22 protein-coding genes are annotated in these 21,830 nt (G+C 45.4%); 13 read left to right on the top strand and 9 right to left on the bottom strand.

What is annotated here, in order from left to right:
- Positions 1-51 precede the first annotated feature (51 nt).
- The 7 genes from MHI51_RS05420 to MHI51_RS05390 all read left to right on the top strand — a co-directional run bounded on the left by MHI51_RS05420 (position 52) and on the right by MHI51_RS05390 (position 7,014).
- On the top strand, positions 52-822 hold the full coding sequence (locus MHI51_RS05420) for an ABC transporter ATP-binding protein (RefSeq protein ID WP_036679832.1): 771 nt from the start codon (positions 52-54) through the stop codon (positions 820-822).
- The gene (locus tag MHI51_RS05415) at positions 797-2,743 is read left to right on the top strand and encodes an ABC transporter permease (protein WP_339246670.1); all 1,947 of its coding nucleotides are present in this window, start codon (positions 797-799) and stop codon (positions 2,741-2,743) included. Before MHI51_RS05420 ends, MHI51_RS05415 begins: the two co-directional genes overlap by 26 nt.
- Positions 2,744-2,890: 147 nt before the next feature.
- Complete coding sequence (locus MHI51_RS05410) at positions 2,891-3,847, top strand: YafY family protein (RefSeq protein ID WP_342410467.1); 957 nt, start codon at positions 2,891-2,893, stop codon at positions 3,845-3,847.
- 105 nt (positions 3,848-3,952) lie between these two features.
- Positions 3,953-4,411, top strand: a complete 459-nt coding sequence (locus MHI51_RS05405) for an SRPBCC domain-containing protein (protein ID WP_342410466.1) — start codon at positions 3,953-3,955, stop codon at positions 4,409-4,411.
- 233 nt (positions 4,412-4,644) lie between these two features.
- The gene (locus MHI51_RS05400; protein ID WP_036679839.1) at positions 4,645-4,899 is read left to right on the top strand and encodes a FeoA family protein; all 255 of its coding nucleotides are present in this window, start codon (positions 4,645-4,647) and stop codon (positions 4,897-4,899) included.
- Positions 4,896-5,627, top strand: coding sequence for a FeoB small GTPase domain-containing protein (locus MHI51_RS05395; RefSeq protein WP_076130631.1), 732 nt, complete (start codon positions 4,896-4,898; stop codon positions 5,625-5,627). Before MHI51_RS05400 ends, MHI51_RS05395 begins: the two co-directional genes overlap by 4 nt.
- On the top strand, positions 5,605-7,014 hold the full coding sequence (locus MHI51_RS05390) for a nucleoside recognition domain-containing protein (protein ID WP_076220490.1): 1,410 nt from the start codon (positions 5,605-5,607) through the stop codon (positions 7,012-7,014). The genes MHI51_RS05395 and MHI51_RS05390 overlap by 23 nt, the downstream gene beginning before the upstream one ends.
- A gap of 887 nt (positions 7,015-7,901) precedes the next feature.
- Here the strand turns inward: MHI51_RS05390 and MHI51_RS05385 are convergent.
- Both MHI51_RS05385 and MHI51_RS05380 read right to left on the bottom strand, forming a co-directional pair.
- On the bottom strand, positions 7,902-8,597 hold the full coding sequence (locus tag MHI51_RS05385; protein WP_076220491.1) for a hypothetical protein: 696 nt from the start codon (positions 8,595-8,597) through the stop codon (positions 7,902-7,904).
- 179 nt (positions 8,598-8,776) lie between these two features.
- The gene (locus MHI51_RS05380; protein WP_076220446.1) at positions 8,777-10,186 is read right to left on the bottom strand and encodes a PLP-dependent aminotransferase family protein; all 1,410 of its coding nucleotides are present in this window, start codon (positions 10,184-10,186) and stop codon (positions 8,777-8,779) included.
- A gap of 168 nt (positions 10,187-10,354) precedes the next feature.
- Here MHI51_RS05380 and MHI51_RS05375 point away from each other — a divergent pair, with 168 nt between their 5' ends.
- The 4 genes from MHI51_RS05375 (at position 10,355) to glpX (ending at position 13,946) form a co-directional block, all read left to right on the top strand.
- Positions 10,355-11,287, top strand: coding sequence for a DMT family transporter (locus tag MHI51_RS05375; RefSeq protein WP_076130627.1), 933 nt, complete (start codon positions 10,355-10,357; stop codon positions 11,285-11,287).
- Between the two features lie 125 nt (positions 11,288-11,412).
- Positions 11,413-12,087, top strand: a complete 675-nt coding sequence (locus tag MHI51_RS05370) for a helix-turn-helix transcriptional regulator (RefSeq protein ID WP_051490920.1) — start codon at positions 11,413-11,415, stop codon at positions 12,085-12,087.
- Positions 12,088-12,099: 12 nt separating this feature from the next.
- A complete protein-coding gene (locus MHI51_RS05365; RefSeq protein WP_405173649.1) occupies positions 12,100-12,906 on the top strand; it encodes a pyruvate, water dikinase regulatory protein in 807 nt (268 codons plus the stop codon).
- Positions 12,907-12,950: 44 nt separating this feature from the next.
- On the top strand, positions 12,951-13,946 hold the full coding sequence (gene glpX, locus MHI51_RS05360; RefSeq protein WP_076278048.1) for a class II fructose-bisphosphatase: 996 nt from the start codon (positions 12,951-12,953) through the stop codon (positions 13,944-13,946).
- Positions 13,947-14,035: 89 nt separating this feature from the next.
- Here the strand turns inward: glpX and MHI51_RS05355 are convergent, their stop codons facing one another.
- Positions 14,036-14,587 (bottom strand): general stress protein, encoded by a 552-nt coding sequence (locus tag MHI51_RS05355; RefSeq protein WP_076220788.1) that lies wholly within the window; start codon positions 14,585-14,587, stop codon positions 14,036-14,038.
- 200 nt (positions 14,588-14,787) lie between these two features.
- Between MHI51_RS05355 and MHI51_RS05350 the strand changes: the two genes are divergently transcribed.
- A complete protein-coding gene (locus MHI51_RS05350) occupies positions 14,788-15,636 on the top strand; it encodes an AraC family transcriptional regulator (protein ID WP_076220789.1) in 849 nt (282 codons plus the stop codon).
- Positions 15,637-15,730: 94 nt separating this feature from the next.
- Positions 15,731-16,720, top strand: coding sequence for an aldo/keto reductase (locus MHI51_RS05345; protein ID WP_282579691.1), 990 nt, complete (start codon positions 15,731-15,733; stop codon positions 16,718-16,720).
- A 243-nt stretch (positions 16,721-16,963) separates the two neighbouring features.
- Here MHI51_RS05345 and MHI51_RS05340 read toward each other — a convergent pair whose 3' ends face one another.
- From MHI51_RS05340 to phnC, 6 genes are all read right to left on the bottom strand, one after another.
- Positions 16,964-17,830, bottom strand: coding sequence for a stalk domain-containing protein (locus tag MHI51_RS05340; RefSeq protein ID WP_076220905.1), 867 nt, complete (start codon positions 17,828-17,830; stop codon positions 16,964-16,966).
- A gap of 288 nt (positions 17,831-18,118) precedes the next feature.
- On the bottom strand, positions 18,119-18,361 hold the full coding sequence (locus tag MHI51_RS05335; RefSeq protein ID WP_405173648.1) for a hypothetical protein: 243 nt from the start codon (positions 18,359-18,361) through the stop codon (positions 18,119-18,121).
- A gap of 161 nt (positions 18,362-18,522) precedes the next feature.
- On the bottom strand, positions 18,523-19,254 hold the full coding sequence (locus MHI51_RS05330; protein ID WP_036676473.1) for a ZIP family metal transporter: 732 nt from the start codon (positions 19,252-19,254) through the stop codon (positions 18,523-18,525).
- A 181-nt stretch (positions 19,255-19,435) separates the two neighbouring features.
- Entirely contained in the window at positions 19,436-20,239 is an 804-nt protein-coding gene (gene phnE / locus MHI51_RS05325) for a phosphonate ABC transporter, permease protein PhnE (RefSeq protein WP_036676480.1), read from the bottom strand.
- Entirely contained in the window at positions 20,236-21,027 is a 792-nt protein-coding gene (phnE, locus tag MHI51_RS05320) for a phosphonate ABC transporter, permease protein PhnE (RefSeq protein ID WP_036676482.1), read from the bottom strand. Before phnE (MHI51_RS05320) ends, phnE (MHI51_RS05325) begins: the two co-directional genes overlap by 4 nt.
- A 1-nt stretch (position 21,028) precedes the next feature.
- On the bottom strand, positions 21,029-21,811 hold the full coding sequence (phnC, locus tag MHI51_RS05315; protein ID WP_076187310.1) for a phosphonate ABC transporter ATP-binding protein: 783 nt from the start codon (positions 21,809-21,811) through the stop codon (positions 21,029-21,031).
- Between the last annotated feature and the right edge of the window lie 19 nt (positions 21,812-21,830).

Genomic DNA, 21,830 nt, shown 5'->3' with positions numbered 1-21,830 from the left:
TCCCCGAATAAGGCGGATGAAATCATTTTTGTATTGGAAGGAATGAATGATATGAACGTATTGGAAGTCAAAGGACTTCATAAGGTATACCCCGGCAAAATAGTGACCCAAGCCCTCACCGATATTCATCTTAATATTGAAAAAGGTGAATTTGTCGGAATTATGGGACCGTCTGGTAGCGGTAAAACAACACTGCTCAATATGGTATCCACAATCGACCAGCCGTCCTCTGGCGAAGTGAATATCAATGGCAGCAACCCTTATCTTTTGAATAAAAAAGAGCTCGCCCACTTTCGCCGAAAACAGCTAGGCTTTGTGTTTCAGGACTTCAACCTGCTTGAGACGTTAACCGTCGCCGAAAATATTGTGCTGCCCCTGACTTTGGATAACCGTAAGCTCTCACAGATGGAAATCTTGCTTCAAAGAGTCGCTGAACGCTTAAACATTACCGATATTCTGAGCAAACGCACTTATGAAATTTCAGGGGGACAACGTCAGCGGACCGCAATTGCCCGGGCGATCATCACCTCTCCTTCGATTATTTTGGCCGATGAACCTACGGGTGCGCTTGACTCCAATTCTTCGCGGATGGTGATGGAATCGCTGGAGGATATTAACCACAAAGAAGGCACCACGCTAATGCTCGTAACACATGATCCACTGGCAGCGAGCTACTGCAACCGAATTGTTTTTATAAAAGACGGCAAACTAGCAGCCGAAATTCACCGGGGAGATAACCGTCAGGCCTTCTTCCAAAAGATTATCGATACACTTTCGTTCTGGGGAGGGAATAGTCATGAACTTTCCTCAATTCGCGTTTAATAATGTACGCCGTAATTCGCGCGCTTATTTTGCTTTTTTCTTAAGCAGTGCTTTTATGGTCATGATCTTTTTCTCTTATTCAGTCTTTATTTATCACCCTAGTATTACGAACATCGCGCTGGGTGCGAATTCAGCCTCCGGCATGCAAATTGCTTCTTACATTGTGTTTATCTTTGCGTTCTTTTTCGTACTATATTCGATTAGTGCGTTTCTGAAAATGCGTAATCTGGAGTTCGGCATACTGATGATTTTAGGCGCACGCCCTGGCCAGATCAACAAGCTGATTCTTATAGAAAACATGCTGATCGGACTGCTCTCTATAGTAACAGGTGTGTCTTTCGGCATGCTTTTATCCAAGTTATTCTTGCTGCTAAGCACGACAATTATGGGCATGGAGCCACTACCCTTTTATTGGCCAATGAAGGCGTTAATGATTACTTCTATCTCTTTCATTTCATTATTTCTGGTCATTTCGATCTTCACATTATTGTTCATTCGTAAACATCAAGTTCTTGAACTGCTTAAGGGAAATGTGAAACCTAAAAAAGAACCCCGTGTCTCCTTGTTGTTCTCGCTCTTTGGGCTTCTACTGTTGACCGTCGGCGCTCTCGCGATTCGGAAGCAATTGTCCCCGTCCTCACTGTTAGTCGCCGCTGTCACAGGTATCGCTGGAACCTACTTTTTCTACTCTCAGTTATCTGTATTGGGCATTCGCCTACTAAAACTAAGACGCAAACAGTTGTGGCGCGGAACCAATCTGCTGTGGATTTCCGAGATGAGTTATAAGATTAAAGACAATGCAAGAATGCTGTTCCTTGTAACTGTGGTTACCTCGCTTGCCTGCATGGCTTCGGGAATTCTTTTATCGATTAATCAAGCGAACTCAGACCTCTATAAAAAATCCCCATTCGCTGTGAGTTATACGATTTATGATCCGAAGGATGAAGCACCAGATTTAGAGCCCATTCACACTAAATTAAAGAATGCTAAAGTCGAGTATACAGAGAATAAAGTAGATCTAATCTCTGCTTCCATTCAAGGAATCGATAAGGAAATAATACTTGGAATTGATCTGATCTCCCGCTCACAGTTCAATCAACTGGGCTTACAGATGGATGTATCCGAGGTTGGACCCTTGTCTGAAAAAGAAGCTGTATTACTGCTGAACCCACATATGGATTCACAGAATTATGCTGCTAATCGAGCGATTCATTTGAAGGTTCAAAAAGATGAGGAACTGATGTTAAAAGAATTACGAACACCAAAGGTGCATCCAGTAGATCCAATGGCCACCTCACTTCTAATCGTAGATGACAACTTATATCATAAGATTTCTAATTCAACAGAGAAGTACACGAGACCTTATGTGAAATATCTATACAAAATCCCTGCATGGGACGGTCCTACACCTAATGACAGCTCAGCTGAAGCTGTTGTCACCAGAGACCTTATCCAATGGAATAAAGCCGCTAACAAGGCTAACCATCAATACAGCTCTATACTGGGATCGCGAGCAGACAGCTATCTATCTACCAAACAAGGAGCCGCCATGCTTAGCTTTATAGGGATTTTTATCGCTCTGATCTTCTCGCTTTCATCGGCCAGCTTTCTCTTTTTTAAACTTCATACTGAGCTCAACACAGATAAGCAAATGTATAATGCTTTGTCCAAAATCGGTTTAAGCACTAAAGAAATGTCAGCTTCTGCTACCAAACAGATTTCTGTGCTTTTCTATATTCCGATTATTATTGCCACCATTCAGACCCTTGTCGTGATACGCCCGATACTGAAACAGATTAATATCACAAATGTAACTGTGCCCGTGCTTACTACATCTGCTGTATTTCTGGTTGTGCAAACTATCTATTTCCTTATCGCGAGATCACGGTACATTCATAGTCTCAAGAAAATAATGGTGTAACACCATGTTGAAAAGAATCGTAACCCTGGATGTACTTCGCGGCTTGGAACTTATGGCAGCACCAAAAGGTTCTCTAGCTGATCAATAGGCAATTTGCTATAGTTAGTAAACTATTACTAATTAATGAAGCAAGGAGGTTCCTGATTTATGTCCAAGGCTGATCACATGTTATCCATTCTCTGGATGCTCAAGCAACGGGGAAGAACCGCCGGGGAACTAGCAGAAGCGCTAGAGATCAGTGTCCGATCTGTCTATCGTTACATCGACGCGTTATGCATCAGTGGCGTACCCATTATCGCGGATAGTGGACCTGGTGGTGGCTATAGCCTTCCGGAGCATTTTTCCGAGGCCCCGTTATTCTTTGACTCCGACGAACAACGTTCCCTCCTGCAAGCCGCCTCCTTTGCGCGGGGAACTGGATATCCTTATGTAGAAGCTCTAGATCAAGCAATCGCCAAACTGAAACGGTACAGCAATGCGCAGCAATTAGAACAGATGGAGCGTCATGAGAGCGGGATAGAAACCATCCACTCCCCTGCTGCGCCGCTTCCCCACCTGCTGCAAGAGCTTGAATTAGCGACGGCGAACGGACATACCCTCCAGATGGAATATCGAAAGGGAAACGGGGAGACGATTTCTTCCCGCGCTATTGATCCTTATGGACTTGTCCTGTGGAAAGGGCAATGGTACACCGTTGCTTATTGCCATCAGAGGCAAGAAATTCGGTCTTTCCGAGTCGATAGAATAACTGAACTGCACCGCACAGAAGCTCTGTTTGCCCGTCCTGCTGAATTCTCTGCACGGGATTTTTTATTAAAAAGCTTGCTGCCAACACCAAATACTCCAGAGAAACTCATAGCAGTAGTCATCGCCGCCGATGAAGGAATCCTGAACGATCTATGCAGTCATTGGCTATTTGGACATACGCTGGTGCAGCGCATTGACGGACAAGCCCGTTTTCAAGTCGATGAGACCTCCTTACTGACTTATGCGCCTTACTTCTTGTTGCCTTATGGATCAACACTACGAATCCTAGAGCCTTTAGCTCTGAAACAAAAGCTGTCCGCTATAGCTACCGATCTGGCAGCTTATTATAAGACTTAAAATGATTATTTTAGGATCACTGACCGTAGTTGTCAGTGATCCTTTTGTATAGTGTAAATAAGTCTAAGGGAATAAATGATTGTACAAACCAAGGAGGAATAAGGAATGAAAGAACTTCACTATGAATTTTATATTGGCGGAACACCTGAGCAGGTATGGGAGACTTTGATCTCTCCCGAAGGTACTAAACAGATTTACTACGGGAGCGTAATCCAATCCACCTTTAAAGAAGGTGAATTGCTGGAATATGTTGGTCCCGGTGCAGATGGCGATGAAACGATACATGTATATGGGACTCTGCTGGAGTTCACTCCACAAAAAGCGTTTCGTTTCACGCATAAGGTCGGCCCCTCCTATCATAAGGGGACAGAAAGATATGAATCGCGTATATCTTGGCTGCTTGAACCGGTGGGTGGAACTACTAAGCTTACGCTTATCCACGATGAATGGCATCCTGATGATCCTTCATATGCTGGCAGTATCAACGCCTGGTGGCAGGTTCTGAGTAATATTAAAACCTTGGTCGAAACCGGAGGTACACTTGATTTTGGCAGCTGGTCGTAATTTTAATGTTAATTAGGAATTAGGAATTAAGCTCAACCCTGCGGAAAAGAGCGTACAAGCTCTCTTTCGTCAGGGGCTTTTTTTGCTTAATTTTATTTTGCCTAAGGGAAACATTCTTGTTGCAGGGACAAAGTTGTTGCCATATACTAATGTTGTGCCAGACTACAAGAAATGTTCTAATACACAAAATAAAAACCATAGGCGGTAAAAATATAAATGAAAGAAGGGATCTCATGACTGGAACAACTATTCCTTTATCAGAGGCTGCAAAGGGTAGCACGCTGCGCATCAGCGACATTGAAGTTCAAGGTGTGCTTAGAAGAAGATTACTGGACCTCGGGTTCGTAGTCGGGAATATCGTAGAGGTGTTGCGGCGTAGTCCATTAGGAGATCCTATAGCTTTTCGGGTAAGCAATACGACCATTGCACTGCGTAGAGAAGAAAGTTCTTTAATCTTCGGAGAATTAATTGGAGGTGTAGAAGCATGAGTCAGTTCACCGTCGCTTTTGCAGGCAATCCTAACACCGGAAAAAGCACACTATTCAACCTGCTAACCGGCATGCGACAGCATACTGGAAACTGGGCAGGTAAAACCGTCATTACTGCCGAAGGCGAATTCAAACACAATAACCATTCATACCTCGCGGTAGATTTACCAGGAACGTACTCCCTATACTCAAATTCCGCGGATGAAGAAGCGGCTAGAGATTATATTATTTTTGAACAGCCAGACGTGACACTTGTAGTGCTTGACGCTACTTCGCTGGAACGTAATCTCAATCTTGCCTTGCAAGTGCTGGAGATTACCGGACGGGCGGTTGTCTGCATCAACCTCATTGATGAAGCACGTAAGCTGGGCATCGACATCAACCTGAAGAGTATCTCCAAACGTCTCGGCGTTCCCGTCGTTGCGATATCGGCACGCAATAAAATAGGGATCGATGCCTTATTGGATCAAGTGGAGCGAGTGGCTACAGGCTCATTCACAGCGCAGCCGCTGCGGATTAGTTACAACGAAGAGATCGAACGGGGAATTGCCGAGCTTACACCATTGGTAGAGCAAACCATCGGTACCAAATATCCCGCTCGCTGGATTGCACTGCGCTTATTGGACGGTGATGACAGCCTGCTTACTTCACTTAAAGAGCATATGAAAAGCAAGGATTTACCCGAAGCAAAGGAGGTCATCGGCCATGGAGTCACTGCCTATCACTAAGGGATCTGACGCTCTAGATTCCCTATTGTCCACCGCAAAAAAGCTCGCTGACGGCGGAGCCATTCGGGATGAGATTGTCAGTGGTATATATGGCGTATCCGCAGGCATCTGCGGAGATGCAGTTACTTATCGGGATAAGAAGAAACTGAACAGCACTTATAAGCTGGATAATATCGTGACCTCCAAAATTTGGGGTTTTCCCATCATGCTCGCCATTCTCGGTGTCGTATTCTGGATTACGATTGCCGGGGCTAACTACCCTTCTAGCTGGCTCGCTTCCTTCTTTGGCTTCATCGAAGGATATCTGACAGCGGGATTTGAGGCTCTCCATGCCCCAGCTTGGCTGCACGGCGTGCTTGTGCTTGGATTATATCGGGGCACCTCATGGGTAATCAGTGTCATGCTGCCACCGATGATGATCTTTTTCCCCGTATTCGCTCTGCTTGAGAATTTCGGGTATCTGCCACGCGTAGCTTTTAACATGGACCGACTGTTCAAAAAATCAGGTGGTCATGGCAAGCAAGCTTTAACCATGTCCATGGGCTTCGGCTGTAACGCGGCTGCGATCCTCTCCACACGAATCATCGAATCGCCGCGTGAACGAATGCTGGCTATACTGACCAACAATTTTGTCCCTTGCAACGGCCGCTGGCCCACGCTGATTTTATTGTCTTCCTTATTTATGGCAGGAGCCGCTACGACAGGCGCGCTTCGTACATTCACCACTGCCTCCGTCCTAATGGGAATGGTTCTAATCGGCATCATTGTTACCTTAACCGTTTCCTGGGTCATGTCCAAAACTGCGCTGCGTGGGGTTCCCACACATTACACACTGGAGCTTCCTCCCTACCGCCGTCCACAAATCTGGAAGACCATACTTATTTCCTCCAAAGATAAGTCCCTTAACGTACTTACCCGGGCTATCGTCGTTGCTGCCCCTGCCGGGATTATCACTTGGATTCTAGGCAATCTGTTTATTGGCGGCGATTCTGTACTGAATCATATGGCTGCATTCTTTGATCCGTTCGCACATTTGCTCGGCATGGATGGCTTTATCATCATGGCCTTTATTCTTGGACTTCCTGCGAATGAAATCGTATTGCCTATCCTGCTTATGGGCTATATGTCCTCAGGCGCTATGGTTGATATCGACAGCTTAGGCAGTATCAAAGATGTCTTTCTCTCACATGGCTGGACCTGGCTGACCGCACTCAACATGATGCTGTTCTCCCTGCTCCACTATCCTTGTGGTACGACACTCGTGAACATTTACAAGGAAACAAAAAGCATGAAGTGGGCCGTTCTCTCAGCAGTCATTCCGCTGGGTATCGCCATCGGAGTAACCTTTGCTGTCGCTCAGCTTGCCCGGTTATTTGGGTGGGTGTGACGAGGGTGAGGTAGGCTTGCGATCTAAACTCAAGTGACATCGTCTAACTTTAATTGATTTCATCTGACTTCAACTAGCTTCAAGTAACTTCAACTAACTTCACAACTCACTTCAACTGATTTCAACTTACATCGCAAAAATTCATCATTAACTCACTAAATTCACCTTAATCACATCACCCAAATTAACCTTGCTACACGGAATTCACCTTACTTTACCTTACAATCTAAAGTTCAACTTGCTTCCCTTTGCAACACCCTACAATATCTAGAGTTCATCTTGCTTCACTTTACAACACCCAACAATAACTAGAATTTGCTTCACAAAGTTCCGCCCACTTTGAAATCATATTTAAGGAATTTCTCCCTAATAATCGAACTTTATAGGCGCGCGTTAAACTTATTGCGGAATTTCTCCCTAATAATTAGCCGATTATAGGCAAAAAGGGCAATTTCCGCAGAATTTTAGGGAGGAATTCCCCAATTATCGCTATTAATGAGTAAAACACGATAAAATCAGGGAGGATTTCCCTAATTATTGATTCTAGATGATTCCGAGCTACACTTGAGCACCAGCACCAGCACCAGCACCAGCACCAGCACCAGCACTAGACCTGCATCGCCCTTCCACACATACCAACTCTAGACCTACGCCGCCCTTCAGCACACACCAGCATTAGCATCAGTACCTTTTCGCCCACCAACATACTCCACCACTGGTCCACCAACACAGCCCAACACCAGTTACTCAAGGTCTTCTCAAACAAATAAGCGGTCGCTCGGATGTTTATCCCGAGCGACCGCTTATTTTATCACAACCCCTTATATACTCTTACGTCCTAACTTGATCCCACCATTACATTACATGACGTGACTCTACAGTTAGAGTCATTTTTTGCGCGTTCCATCATTTCTACGACGGTATAGAACAGCCCCAGCTATAGCTGCTAGAACGATAATTATTCCACTAATCCCCACATTAACAAGTGGAAAGGAATCACTGTCCCCAGCCGGGTTCCCCGTTTGATCAGGCTCATTACTCCCAGCTTCTGACTCCGGTGAATTATTCGGGGTTACCTCCGGAGAAGCGGTAGGCGTTGTAGGCGAAATACCCGGTCCCAGCTCTTTCAGATCCACTGAGTCAGCGGTTAGCCGCTTAGTTCGACTGCATAAACTAGCCTCCAGATTACCAGAGTCTCCGCCGTCTCTAGCATAAGCATAGACAATGTAACTTTCCCCTTCCACAAATTCAAAGCCGCAGCTTGCAGAAGATAATGCCGTAGTTAATGTAACTTGATTACCCTCGACCCCTTTCCAGCTGGAATCCACCTCAAAGGTTACCTTTACTGGATCAGCAGAAGAAATTATGTTCCCCTGTGACGGCTCCTTCATATCCACTACTTTCCCGACAAAAACAGCTGTACTTTTCTCAAGAGCTTCCAGTGGCTCCGCAGGCATAACACAGGAACATGCGTAAGTGACCGAGGGCCGTACCGTCAGCAAAGCCGTAAATATTAATAGGACACCTAGAAATATCATCATTGGACTTCGGAAATTGATCTTTCGGAAATTGATCTTTCGCACTTTGATAACCCCCTTCTTTACCTTACAGACGGAGCAAACGTGGAAAGTGTTACAGGAATTCCCAAATAAGTGATACAAGTTTATCCGGTAGCAATTCCTCTAATCCTCTTCTTTAATTACCCTAATCTTCTTTAACTCCTCATATCCTCTTCATTAATCCCCCATACCTGCTGTACCACTCACAAACTGTGTGCGATCCCAATCAAACGCTGTATTCCTTCGCGCAGCACCCCTTCGCTTGCAAAGGAATAACTTAGGCGAAGCCTTGACTTCATTTCCCCCAGTGGATCAAATAACTCCCCAGGAACAAAAGCGATCGACTGCGCCATACTTGAAGCAAACAGGCGATCCATCGTAAGCTGCTCCGGTAGTTTCACCCATAGATTTAATCCGCCTTGCGGAGTCGTCCATTCCCAGCCAGTCCCCGCCAGCTCCTCTTCTACAATTTCCTTATGCACTTGAAGCGCAATACGCAGCTTACCGAGATGCTGTTGCAAGCGCGGGGAGGTGTAGTAATGTAGAAATATTTTTTGATTCAGCAGCGGAGTGCCATTGTCTGCGAGTGATTTGGCCGTGATTAGACGTTCCATAAATGGATATCGGCAAGCCACCGCACAGATTCGTAAGCCAGGGGCTACATATTTACTGAAGCTGCTGATATAGATCACCCACCCCTCCGTATCATAAGCAAAAAAGGGCGGCGGCGGCTCCTCATCAAAATACATATCGCGGAACGGGTCATCCTCCACCAGTAAACAGCGATAACGTTCGGCCAGTTCTACCAACAGCTTGCGCTGTTGCACAGGCACCGTGTATCCAGTTGGATTGTGATGCGTTGGATTAATGTAGAACATACGCGGTTTATGCTTTTTCATCAAAGCTTCTACTTCCTCCAGATCATATCCCTCCGGAGTGATCTCTACCGGAACCAACCGTGCCCCCTCCCGGCGAAAAATATCCATAGCAACACTATAAGTAGGCCGCTCCACAAGCACCGTATCCAGAGGACCAAGCACAATCCGGGCAATCAGATTGATCGCCTGCTGCGCACCCGAGGTAATAAGCAGCTCTTCCGAAGTTAACTGCAGCCGATGTTGCTTCCGAAAGTGGTGGCTTAACGTCTCACGCAGCTCGTTATCCCCCTGGACCGAGGCATACGTTCCCATTACCTTGGGATATAGATCGAACACTTTTTTAACATAGTCAGATAGAAAAAGATTCGGCAGCAGCCCCGGATCAATCAGCGCCTGCGAGAACTGATACTTAACTGGCACTCTCTGAATATCAGACAGCGGGTTAGTGAGCGCATAAGCCGATACTGCGGCTCCTACTTCAATAGCAGGAAGCGAGATTATGGGTGCCACGTAATATCCTGATTTATCTTTTACATAAACCTTTCCATCCTCCGTCAACCGTCTGTACGCTTTGAATACGGTCAGTCGATGTACCTTAAGCTCCTCCGCCAGCAGCCGTATAGAAGGAAGCTTATCATGTGCGACCCACTCCCCTCGCTCCATGCGATTTAATAAAAATTCATAGACCTGCCGAAACAAAGGATGATTATGCTCCGCTCCCACAACCTTTTTCATCTGGCTACAACTCCTCTCCGAACAACCTTGTAATCATATTGTACACGATTTCCGAATTAATCTGTTCTACACAAGGCAATCTGTTCTGTCCTCTCCCCTATATGATTAACAAAATGCCAGCTTATAAATTCTTATATTTTATAAAGCACACAAAAGGGGACTTTCAAAATGATCTTATTTGCTTATGCACTTGTATGTCTGATCTTCGGCACGACCTTTCTAGCTATCAAAATCGGCGTAGATGCCGGTGCGCCTCCTTTCTTTTCAGCGGGCTTAAGATTTTTTGTCGCGGGCGCTGTTCTATTCCTATGGATGGTCTGGAAACGTAAAGCCAGCTTCTCCTTGCTGTTGCGCAAAGAAATGTTGTTCACCGGGTCTGCTCTAACCTTCGGCACCTTCGCGGGTCTCTACTGGGCTGAACAATATGTTTCTTCAGGGCTTGCAGCTGTACTCTCTGCCACTGGACCGATCATGATCCTGCTGCTCCAAACCTCTATTCTTCGGCAAAAAGCACCCGCCATCTCCCTATATGGCTGCATCATCGGCTTCACTGGCGTACTGCTGCTGGTTCTCCCCAATCTCGCCGTTGATATTTCACCACTGTGGCTCATCGGTTGCGCCGTAGTCCTAATTGGAGAGTGTTGCTATGCTGTAGGTGCGATTTACTCCAAAAAAGTAATTAACAGTATGCCTGAGGTCTCACCGATTGCGCTGAATGCGGCTCAAATGATGTATGGCGGTGCGTTGTTATTCATTCTTTCTTTTGCCACGGAAAAAGTACATCCTGCATTTCTCTTCTCATTCGAAACAGCAGGTTCACTGCTCTATCTCACAGTTATCGGCTCCATGGTCGGCCATACCTTGTTCTACTGGCTCGTAGCTAAGACCAACCCAGTGTTTCCTTCTACCTGGCTTTATATTTCTCCACCGATTGCGGTGGGTGTAGGCTTTTTCTTTTACAAGGAGTCCGTATCTTGGATTACAATTCTTGGAGTGTTCACCATCATTGCCGGAACAATCCTAGTGAATGCTGATGCTCTAAAGCAATTACTGCAAAAAAAGAAGATCAACACTGTTGCGTTAAAAAAATCAAATATATGACGTACTATATATTGCATTTATGACCACTATTGCGTATTATATAAACAAGTTAAATTAAACACAGCTAAATATGACTCATATATGAAAGGAGGATTCGCTTAACGGCGCTTCTTTTCTAAAGAGGAATGCCTTTTTTATCGGAAGTGGAGGGAATTGTGATCGAACTGACATCACGTCAAATAGAGATTATCGATATCGTTAACAAAAGAGCTCCGATTACCGGCGAACAGATTGCCGAAAGTTTGAATCTTACCCGGCCAACAATTCGCTCGGATCTGTCTGTTTTGGTTATGCTCAAATATATCGACGCCAAGCCGAAGGTCGGGTACTTCCCAGGATTGAAATCATCCAGTCGTCAGGGAAGCGGTTATCTGCTGCAGGAAACGATGGTCAAAGAAATTCAAAGTGTACCTATAGTTATCCGTGAGACCACAACTATTCAAGATGCCGTAGTTACGCTTTTTCTACAGGATGTAGGCACTCTTATTATCTGTGACGAAGAGGGTAAACTCACGGGCGTTGCTTCACGTAAGGATTTCTTAAAGGTAACCTTGGGTAACCCCGGTGCAGTCTCCATGCCCGTAAGCATGGTTATGACGCGCCAGCCCAAAGTGGTCACAACTTCACCGGATGAGCCGGTGCTTGAAGCTGCACATAAGATGATTTTTCACGAGGTAGACAGTTTGCCGGTGGTTGTTCCCAGCGCCGCTGAAGACGGCGGTACAAAACTGGATGTGGTAGGACGTTTAACAAAAACCTCCATCATCAAACTTCTCCTCGAACTTGAAGCCAAAGGATAACAGGAGGAACCCATGAGCATCGAGCAATCTTCCAACTTAATAACGATATGCTCGGATTCTATAGGAGATACGGCAGAGGCTGTCGTGCAGGCCGTTATTCACCAATTTCAGAATCAGCAGGTCACCATTAAAAGATACGGCAATATTAGGCATGAAGACGAGCTACGCAACCTTATGGAAGAAGCAGCTCAGCATAAAGGTTTTGTCGCCTATACATTAGTTCAGCCAGAATTAAGAGAAATGATCCGCGAGGAAGCGGTACGTCTTGATTTACGGATCGTTGATATCATGGGCCCTATGATGCAGGCCTTCATTGATACCTTCGACGATGCTCCTCAGCAGCGGCCAGGTCTTCTCCACCAGCTCGACGAGAATTATTTCCGCCGCATAGAAGCTATAGAATTCACCGTCGCCTGTGATGACGGCCGTGATCTGGGTGCCATGCTCAAAGCCGATATCGTTCTGCTGGGCATGTCCCGTACTTCAAAGACACCGCTTAGCATCTTTTTGGCCCATAGAGGAAAAAAAGTCGTTAACTATCCAATTATCCCGGAGATTGGTCCTCCGCAAGAACTATTAAGCTTGCCGCCGAACCGGCTTATCGGATTAACCATGAAACCCGAGTACATGCTGAAGGTCCGCTCTGAGCGGCTTAAGGTTCTCGGATTACCGACAGGCTCCCAATATGCAAGTCTGGAGCGGATCACCGAAGAGATGGAATACGCCGCTTCATTGTTCAACAAGCTGGGCTGTCCTGTAATTGATATTACTGACAAGGCTATAGAAGAAACCGCTGGTATTATTATGGGTTATATCTAAATTTCAGTTTACAAAATATATAGAATGCACTGGAGGGAATTAGAATGGAGCGCGAACTGGCCCTTGAGATTGTACGGGTAACTGAACTAGGTGCTTTATCCTCGGCTCGTTGGATTGGACGGGGTGATAAAAATGCGGCAGATGATGCAGCCACGACTGCGATCCGTTCCATGTTCGATTCTGTGTCCATCGACGGCACTGTTGTGATAGGTGAAGGAGAGATGGATGATGCTCCAATGCTCTATATTGGTGAGAAAGTCGGGAACCAAAAAGGTCCCTCTGTCGATGTAGCCGTCGATCCTCTCGAAGGAACTGAGGTTGTTGCCTGTGGCCTGCATAATGCGCAATCTGTTATTGCTATAGCAGATAAAGGCAGCCTGCTGCATGCCCCGGACATTTATATGGAAAAGTTAGCCTGCGGGCCTGAACTTGCCGGTAAGCTTAGACTCGAGGACCCTGTAGAGATCACTCTGCAAAAAGCCTGCCATTACACTGGCAAATCCCTCTCCGAGTTAACCGTAATGGTGCTGGATCGCAAACGGCATGAGCAGCTGATTAATAGCCTGCGTGAAGCCGGGGTACGAATTAAGCTGCTTGGTCACGGAGATGTCGCTGGCGCTATTGCGGCTGCACTGCCAGACAGCGATGTCGATTTATATATGGGTTCCGGCGGAGCACCCGAAGGTGTTCTTGCTGCCGCTGCACTGAAATGCCTTGGTGGTGAAATGCAGGGCAGATTGCTCCCGGATGGACCAGTAGAGCTACAGCGCTGTGTACGCATGGGAATTGCCAATCCAACGCGAGTGCTATACATGGAAGACATGGTTGGCACGGGCGACGTCCTCTTTGCCGCCACGGGTGTAACGTCAGGTGAGTTCCTGAACGGCGTCCGTTTCATCGGTAAAGAACGCGCGGAGACACATTCGGTAATTATGCGGGCACAGAGCGGGACGATCCGCTATATCCGCAGCATTCATTTCCTGCCAGGAAAAGAAATACCGGCTGCGCTAACCGTTAGGCAAAATGCTGTCTCTCTATAAAACCACAAAAAACAGGCTATCTCACTAGCAGTATCCTTTGCTAGTGAGATAGCCTGTTTTGTTTTTTTACACTGAATGCTAATTGCTTCTTATTTATTTCCAATACGTTCACTCGCTAATGGATCTATATTAGCAACTTTCTCAAAGCGTTCTGCGTTCAGGCTGTTATACTTTGCGAAGATTTGTTTCACTTCTTGCTCCTTCTGCTCGCCTTCCACATCCGCCATTACTAGAATATGACCTTCATCCACGTAATTATCGTAGCTCTCTGCTTCCTCTTCAGGGATGCCAAGGCCAATAAGTCCGCCGACTAACCCGCCACTGCCTGCGCCTATCGCCGCTCCGGCTAGTGTTGCCGCAAGAGGGCCGGCTGCAATAATAGGTCCAATACCAGGAATAGCCAAAGCGCCAATTCCCATCAGCAGCCCCGTTACTCCACCCAGCAGGCCACCAGTAGCTGCACCTGTAGCCATACCTTCCGGGGCCACGGTTCCTGACTCGTCTCTAAGAGTTTCCTCATCCGCTTTATTTCTCGCGATAATCGAAATATCCTCTGTCCTACAGCCCTGACGCTTCAACTCCTCAATAGCTCGCGAAGCTTCGTATTCGGCAGCAAAGACACCCACTATTCTCTTATTCATCTCCATTACCTCCTATTGATGTAGTTAGCTCATACGTTCAGCTTCATAGCTTACTTAACCAAACTGGACAGGGATAAACTACGATCTTTGAATTGTCTGCAATTCCGAGTTAATATTCCTTCTAAAATATGCTGTATAATAAAAGTAAGCGGGTACAACTACCTTGATTAACTCTATAGAAGAAAGAGAAGGAATCATCCATGGCGATATTTAACTATAATTCTGAGCGTCCCTTCCGAGGCAATCCCGACCTGCATCTCCATTACTGGGGGCGGGAGCAGTGTCTTCCCGGACATTTTTTTGGACCTGGGGTCCGTGACGTATATAAAATACATTTTATCCATGCAGGAACAGGTGAAGTTACTGTGGGTGAACAGACCCATTATCTTAGGCCAGGACAAGCTTTTCTCACCTATCCGCATATCGTAACTGCCTACACAGCAGACACTGCAAATCCATGGACCTATTCTTGGGTAGCTTTTACCGGGGAGCAGGTTGATTATATTTTGGCCAAAACCGCCTTGTCACCTGAGCACCCGATCTTTCCAATGGATGAACAGCTTATGCCGAAATTATACGAGCTCCTGACACAAGCAGCTGAAGCTTCGGACAGTCTGGATCTACCTCTAAAAGCAATTATGTATGAGTTCTTTTCTCTGTTACTTCGAGCGGTGCCAGCAGTTCCAGATGTACTTCCTTTACCACGTCAAAAGAGTATTTACGTCGAGCAATGCCTGCACTTTTTGCATACACATTATTGTGAAAATATTTCGGTTGAGATGATGTCCTCTTCGCTCAAGCTGGATCGCAAATATTTATCCTCCTTGTTCAAACGGACAATAGGTATGCCACCACAGCAGTATTTATTAAATTTCCGCATCGCTAAGGCGTGCGAGCTGCTGACAGAGACCTTATGCACGATTGGTGAAATCTCACGTTCTGTGGGCTATCAGGACCCCTTACTCTTTTCGCGGATGTTCAAGAAGGTGAAAGGTTGTTCGCCAAAAGAATACCGTAGCCGTCATCTCGAAAATGACATTGTACTATAAACTTCTTCCTTGCTGACATACGTTTGTCCGCGATCTTTCGCTACAATAAGGACGTAACGTACTAAGTAATAAGTGTTTATAGGAGGAATAAATCATGTATAACGCAAGCGCTACCAGATATGACAATATGAAATATAATCGCACCGGAAAGAGCGGTCTACTCCTGCCAGCGATCTCGCTTGGTCTATGGCATAACTTTGGCGGCAACGACTTATTTGAGAATGGCCGCGCCATGGTAAGAAGAGCTTTTGATCTTGGAATCACTCATTTTGACCTTGCCAATAATTACGGTCCACCCGCAGGCTCCGCCGAAGAAAGTTTTGGCCAAATTCTTAAAAAGGATCTGACCCCTTATCGTGATGAGATGGTTATCTCTACTAAAGCTGGTTATTATATGTGGGCTGGTCCTTATGGTGAATGGGGCTCCAAAAAATATCTCGTCTCCAGCCTAGATCAAAGCTTAAAACGTATGGGACTGGATTATGTTGATATTTTCTATCACCACCGTCCAGATCCAAATACACCACTGGAAGAAACCATGGCTGCGCTGGACCTCGTGGTACGCCAAGGTAAAGCGCTGTATGTCGGGATTTCGAATTACGGACCTGAACAAACACGCGAAGCGGCACAAATTCTGCGTCGACTAGGCACGCCATGCCTGATTCATCAGCCAAACTATTCCATGATGTCCCGCTGGATTGAAGATGGCTTGCAGGATGTATTGTCTGAAGAAGGCATCGGCTCCATTGTGTTCTCCCCGCTACAAGGTGGCATACTAACCGATCGCTATCTAAACGGAATCGCTCCTGATTCCCGTGCCGCTGGTCCAAGTGTATTCCTGTCTGAGAATGCCATTACCGAAGAGGCGATCGGCAAGGTTCGCAAACTGAACGAGATTGCTGCTGCACGTGGACAAAAAATGTCTCAGCTAGCGTTATCTTGGGTACTCCGTGGAGACAAAGTAACTTCTGCATTGATCGGCGCAAGTAAGGTAAGCCAGATTGAAGATGCCGTCGCTTCCTTAAATGCCCCAGAGCTTAGCGCTGAAGAGCTAGAGCAAATTGAGGCAATTCTGCGGGGATAATTGTGGACTAAACAAGAGGAAACGGCATTACCGTACTTTTAGAGGTGGAAGCCGTTTCTGCAATACGGCCAATGAGATCAGGCAGCTTATGCTGCTCTGGCACTTCATTGGCCGTTTTTTTAACATTTTAGATTAAAGCTTGGAGATCAATTGCACTCATTAGAATGAAGTCAACTTTAAAGCCAAAATAAAAAGCCTATTCTGAGGAATAGGCTTGATTGAAAGATATTTTTGTTCGAGTTCCTAGTCTACGTAGGCTTCGGACAATATATAAGTGCTACTGTTATAGGTCTCTACATCATATGAAAAATAGACGTTAACAGTACTGAGAGCATTAAAGTCTTTCGGCTGAAAAGAGAAGCTGAAACGTTGGAAGTACTCATTTTTATCACTGATAAGCCCAACCTCAATATCAGAAAGTTTAACATCCTGTAAAGCCTTTGCAAAAGACTTGAGAGTTGATGCCGAATTCGCTTTCTTTGTGCCTGTTACCAAATCAGAATAATTATCTATAAAGTAGTCATCCCCCAAAGAAGTTCCCGAATTTTCACGAGAAGTAGATACATTTTTCGATAAATAAGCGGCGTAGTTGGAAGTATCTCCACTTAATAGGGAATCTCCGTACATTTTAAGAAGAATCACAGCTTGTTCCTTTAATTTGCTAGTCATTTGTGATGTAGTTCCAGAAAGTACCTTGATATCACTAGAAGTCGATGATGTGCTTGTACTTGGAGATGCGACTGGAGTCGATGATGTGCTTGTACTCGGAGCTGCGACTGAAGTCGTCGCATCATTATAAGGAATCCCGTTTGCAGAACCACTATCCAGTGAAATCACTTGTGTTGCGCTGTTCAACGACAAGTTGACACCAAGAGCCTCTGCTGTAGAACGTAATGGTAGATAGGTAGTACCGTTATAGACAAGCGCGGAGAGATTCTTTCCATTACCATCTTTTGGTTGCCATGAATTGCCATCAACTTTAAACTTGATATTTGAATTTAAAGCAGCTTGAATCTTTGTGATACCATTTGCTGCTCCTGCTCCAACTACCCCGAACACTAAGCTGCATACTACTAATGAACTGATAAATACAGACTTCTTCACTTGCATAAACATATTACCCCCTAGATGTAATTGATGCATCCCTTAGTATGTAAAACATTAGGTTACTCGTTGGGTTACTAATGGATTATCTCAGTAAGATTCTTCTGAACCAAATAACTTTTTCATACCTTTCGCTGAATACCTCCCACAACCTTCTTCAAAAATAGGAGCTCCTGTAGTAGAAAGAAAACCGCAGATAATCTTCTCCTCATTAAATATGTATGCTATGGAAATACTTACCTATAGTAAAACATAATCTAACAAATCACAATGTATTTTTTAATATACACCGTGTTATTTTCGACTATCATCCACTTTATTCAACATACCCATCATTGCGATGAACACCAACACCCCGATCACTCCGACATCCAGTGCAATCTGCAAACTATGTAATGTACGTATATTAATATACAGAAGGGTATAGAAACGAAAAACCACCACCAACAAAATGCACTTACTGCTTCTATTAATGAACACAAAAGCAATGGTTCCAATCACAACCAGGATCAGCGCAGCCGTTACTCCATGGAGCACTGCCATCAACGCCAAAAAGGAACGAGGGTAAAATTACCCCGCTCCTATAGATCCAGCAACGATAAAAATAAGTAAAGTGTAAAATGGTAGTTTTTCAAGTTTATGTGTCGTCACATAATTAATCTTGTTCGACAAGACTCAAGGAAAATCCTTATATTTGCTCACCCAAATATCTGCGTGATGTACACCATGATCAATAATCCAAAAATAAAAGAATACGTCGAAGGCCGCTCATAACCATGGCCATGACTCTCCGGAATCAGCTCCTTGTAGACGATAAAGAGCATAGCCCCGGCTGCAAAAGCTAGACCATAACCCACAACATTATGCAGGTAACTGGCAGTAAAATACCCGATCACCGCAGATACCATCTCCATCAAGCCGGTAAGTGTAACGATTCCTAAGGCTTTTAGCTTGCTAGTTCGCGAATTCATCAGAAAGACCGCAAGAATCAAACCTTCCGGCATATTCTGTGCGCCAATGGCAATCGCCACGGTAGGACCTAAACTGGCCTGTTCGCTGGCATAACTGAAACCTGTACTGAGGCCTTCTGGTATGTTGTGGATGAACAGCGCAATCATAACAAGCAGCGCTTTTGAATCCATATTGGTATAACCGGGCTTATTCTCCACATCGATATGCGGGATGTTATTTTCAATTAAATCAAGCAGCAGCACTCCGGTAATCAAGCCCAAGGTTAAAGCGATAATCCCCGATTCTTTGATCGATTGCGGCATGAGTCCAAACGTGGAGGCGGACACCATAATCCCCGCAGTGAAGGCTACGAGGATATCTTTCCACTTCTCGGATAACCTCTTCACGAACAGGATCGGAAATGCTCCAAGAACGGTAGCCATTGCCGATACAAAGCTGCCAATAAGCGCAGATTCCAAACCTTCAACTCCTTTGGTACAAGTCGGATAGACCAACATATGTTTCAGAAAAAATAATTATTACTTTTTCATACATTTTCGAATGGTCCAATATAGTATGGATCATATCATAAAAGACCTCCCCTAGGTTCGGTTCATATCCTAAGGAGGTCTTTGTCTCACATATCATTATGCAACTCGGTTACACCAGCTTCTTCCGGATCTTGCCGGAAATCAAATCAATAATTGTGATCATCGCAATGATACCTAGCAGTATAATCCCCACGCGGTCCCAATTCCGTGAACTGAGCGCGAAGATTAACGGTGTGCCGATCCCCCCTGCTCCAATCACACCTAGAATCGTAGCCGAACGAACGTTAATTTCGAATCTATATAAGGTATAGGATAAGAATCCCGGCAGCACCTGCGGCAACACCGCAAACCACAATACCTGCATGCGGCTGGCACCAGAAGAAATTAAAGCTTCGAGTGGACCGTTGTCGATATTCTCAATCTCATCCGCGAACAATTTGCCGAGCATGCCCACCGAATGTAGTCCCAGAGCCAGCACACCTGCAAAAGAACCCGGTCCAACAGCCTTGATAAATAACAAAGCCATAATAATCTCAGGGAAGGTTCGTATAAAGCTCAACATCAGCTTGCCGGAACCTGAAATTACCTTTCCCTTGCTCATGTTAACTGCAGCCCAAAATGCAAAAGGAATACATAAAAAGGTCGAGATAAAAGTGCCTAGGATTGAAATAGCTAACGTCTCGAGCAATCCCCGCAGGAGATCCTCCCCATCTGGTAAATAAACGAAGGCCCAGTCAGGTGAGAATATCCCGGCAAAAATTGCTTTAGTAATGATCCCGGCGGTTTCTTTGAATCCATTAAACGGCACTCCCGAAAAAGCCCAAATATATAACGCGGCTAGGGCTACATAAATCAGCCAACGAAAACGATTTTTACGGGGTTTAGGGACAAGGGTATTCCATGATTTACTCATATTAATTTCTCCCGCAGCTTAGTGCTTACATAATCAATAATCAGTACTACTGCTAATGTGAACAAGATGATGGTGCAAGTCTTATCGTATTCCAAAAAGCCTAGGGTGACTTCATAATAGTGGCCGATCCCACCCGCTCCTACCAGACCTAAAACCGCCGCAGCACGAACATTAATCTCGAAGGCATATAGGACATAAGACATAAAATGAGCCTGTACCTGTGGAATGACTCCGAACATAATGCGTTGAATCTTATTAGCCCCCACTGAAGTCATTGCTTCCAAAGGTCCTTGATCAATCGTCTCCATCGTTTCATAGGTAAGCTTAGCGATCAGCCCCAACGAAAATATCGTCAATGCAAATATCCCAGGAAGCGCACCGAGGCCGAAAATAGCCACAAAGATAGAAGCCAACAGCAGATCGGGAATCGTACGGATCAGGTTCAGCAGCATACGAACCGGATAATGAAGCCAACGGCTTTGCGTAATATTGCTTGCACACAACAGCGCAACCGGAACCGCAAGAATGGCACCAAACGTTGTGCCAACCAGCGCCATCCGGATCGTCTCCAGCATCGCATCTATAATGTTGTCAAAATACCCCCAGTTCGGGGGAAACATTTCCTTAAGCAAATCAAGCATATTCGGCAGACCGGAGATCAGCTCCCCGAAGGATGAATCGGTTAAGACAGCACTTCTCCACAGTAATACTACTAATATAATGGCTGTGAAATAATGTTTTATCTTTCTTGGCGGTTTGGGATGTAGCTTCTCTGCATTTACACTCATCTCACACACCTCCGACTACAGGCTCACCCAACAACTCATCCTGATGAATCGGTCTGCCGTAAATCTCAGCAAACCTCTCATCAGTTGCCTCTGATACAGGACCATCGAAGACAACCTCTCCTGCCCGGAGCCCGATAATCCGGGTAGCGTATTCTCTAGCCAGATCAATAAAATGCAAATTCACAATGGTCGTAATCCCGAGTTCCATATTAATCTTCTTTAGATCATCCATAACCTGCTTGGTTGTGAGCGGATCTAGTGAAGCTACAGGTTCATCTGCGAGGATAATCTGTGCCTCCTGCGCAAGAACACGGGCAATAGCAACACGTTGCTGCTGACCTCCAGATAGCTGATCTGCACGTGTATAGGCCTTCTCGGCGATATTTACCCGATCAAGGGATTCGAAGGCTAAATCGATATCCTTTTGTGGGAATCTGCCAAGTATCGTCCGCAGTGTGGAATGATAGCCCACCCGTCCTGCCAAAACATTACGAAGCACCGTCGTACGTTTCACTAAGTTGAAGCTTTGAAAGATCATTCCGATATTCCTACGGATCATTCGTAGCCGGCTTCCTTTTGCATTCGTGATGGACTGCCCGTTAATAAGAATATTACCTTCGGAAATATCATGAAGCCGGTTAATGGAACGCAGCAAGGTCGACTTCCCTGCTCCCGAAAGACCAACAATAGCTACAAATTCTCCGGCTGGAATGGTCAGGTTAATGTTGTTTAATCCTTTGGTTCCGTTTAGATACGTTTTGGATACATTACGAAGCTCTATCATGAAATCATCCCTTTATGTG

Source organism: Paenibacillus sp. FSL H8-0260, assembly GCF_045040625.1.
GTDB lineage: Bacteria > Bacillota > Bacilli > Paenibacillales > Paenibacillaceae > Paenibacillus_AQ > Paenibacillus_AQ odorifer.
Note: the sequence above shows the minus strand (reverse complement) of the source record. Positions and strands in the feature narration are given on the sequence as shown.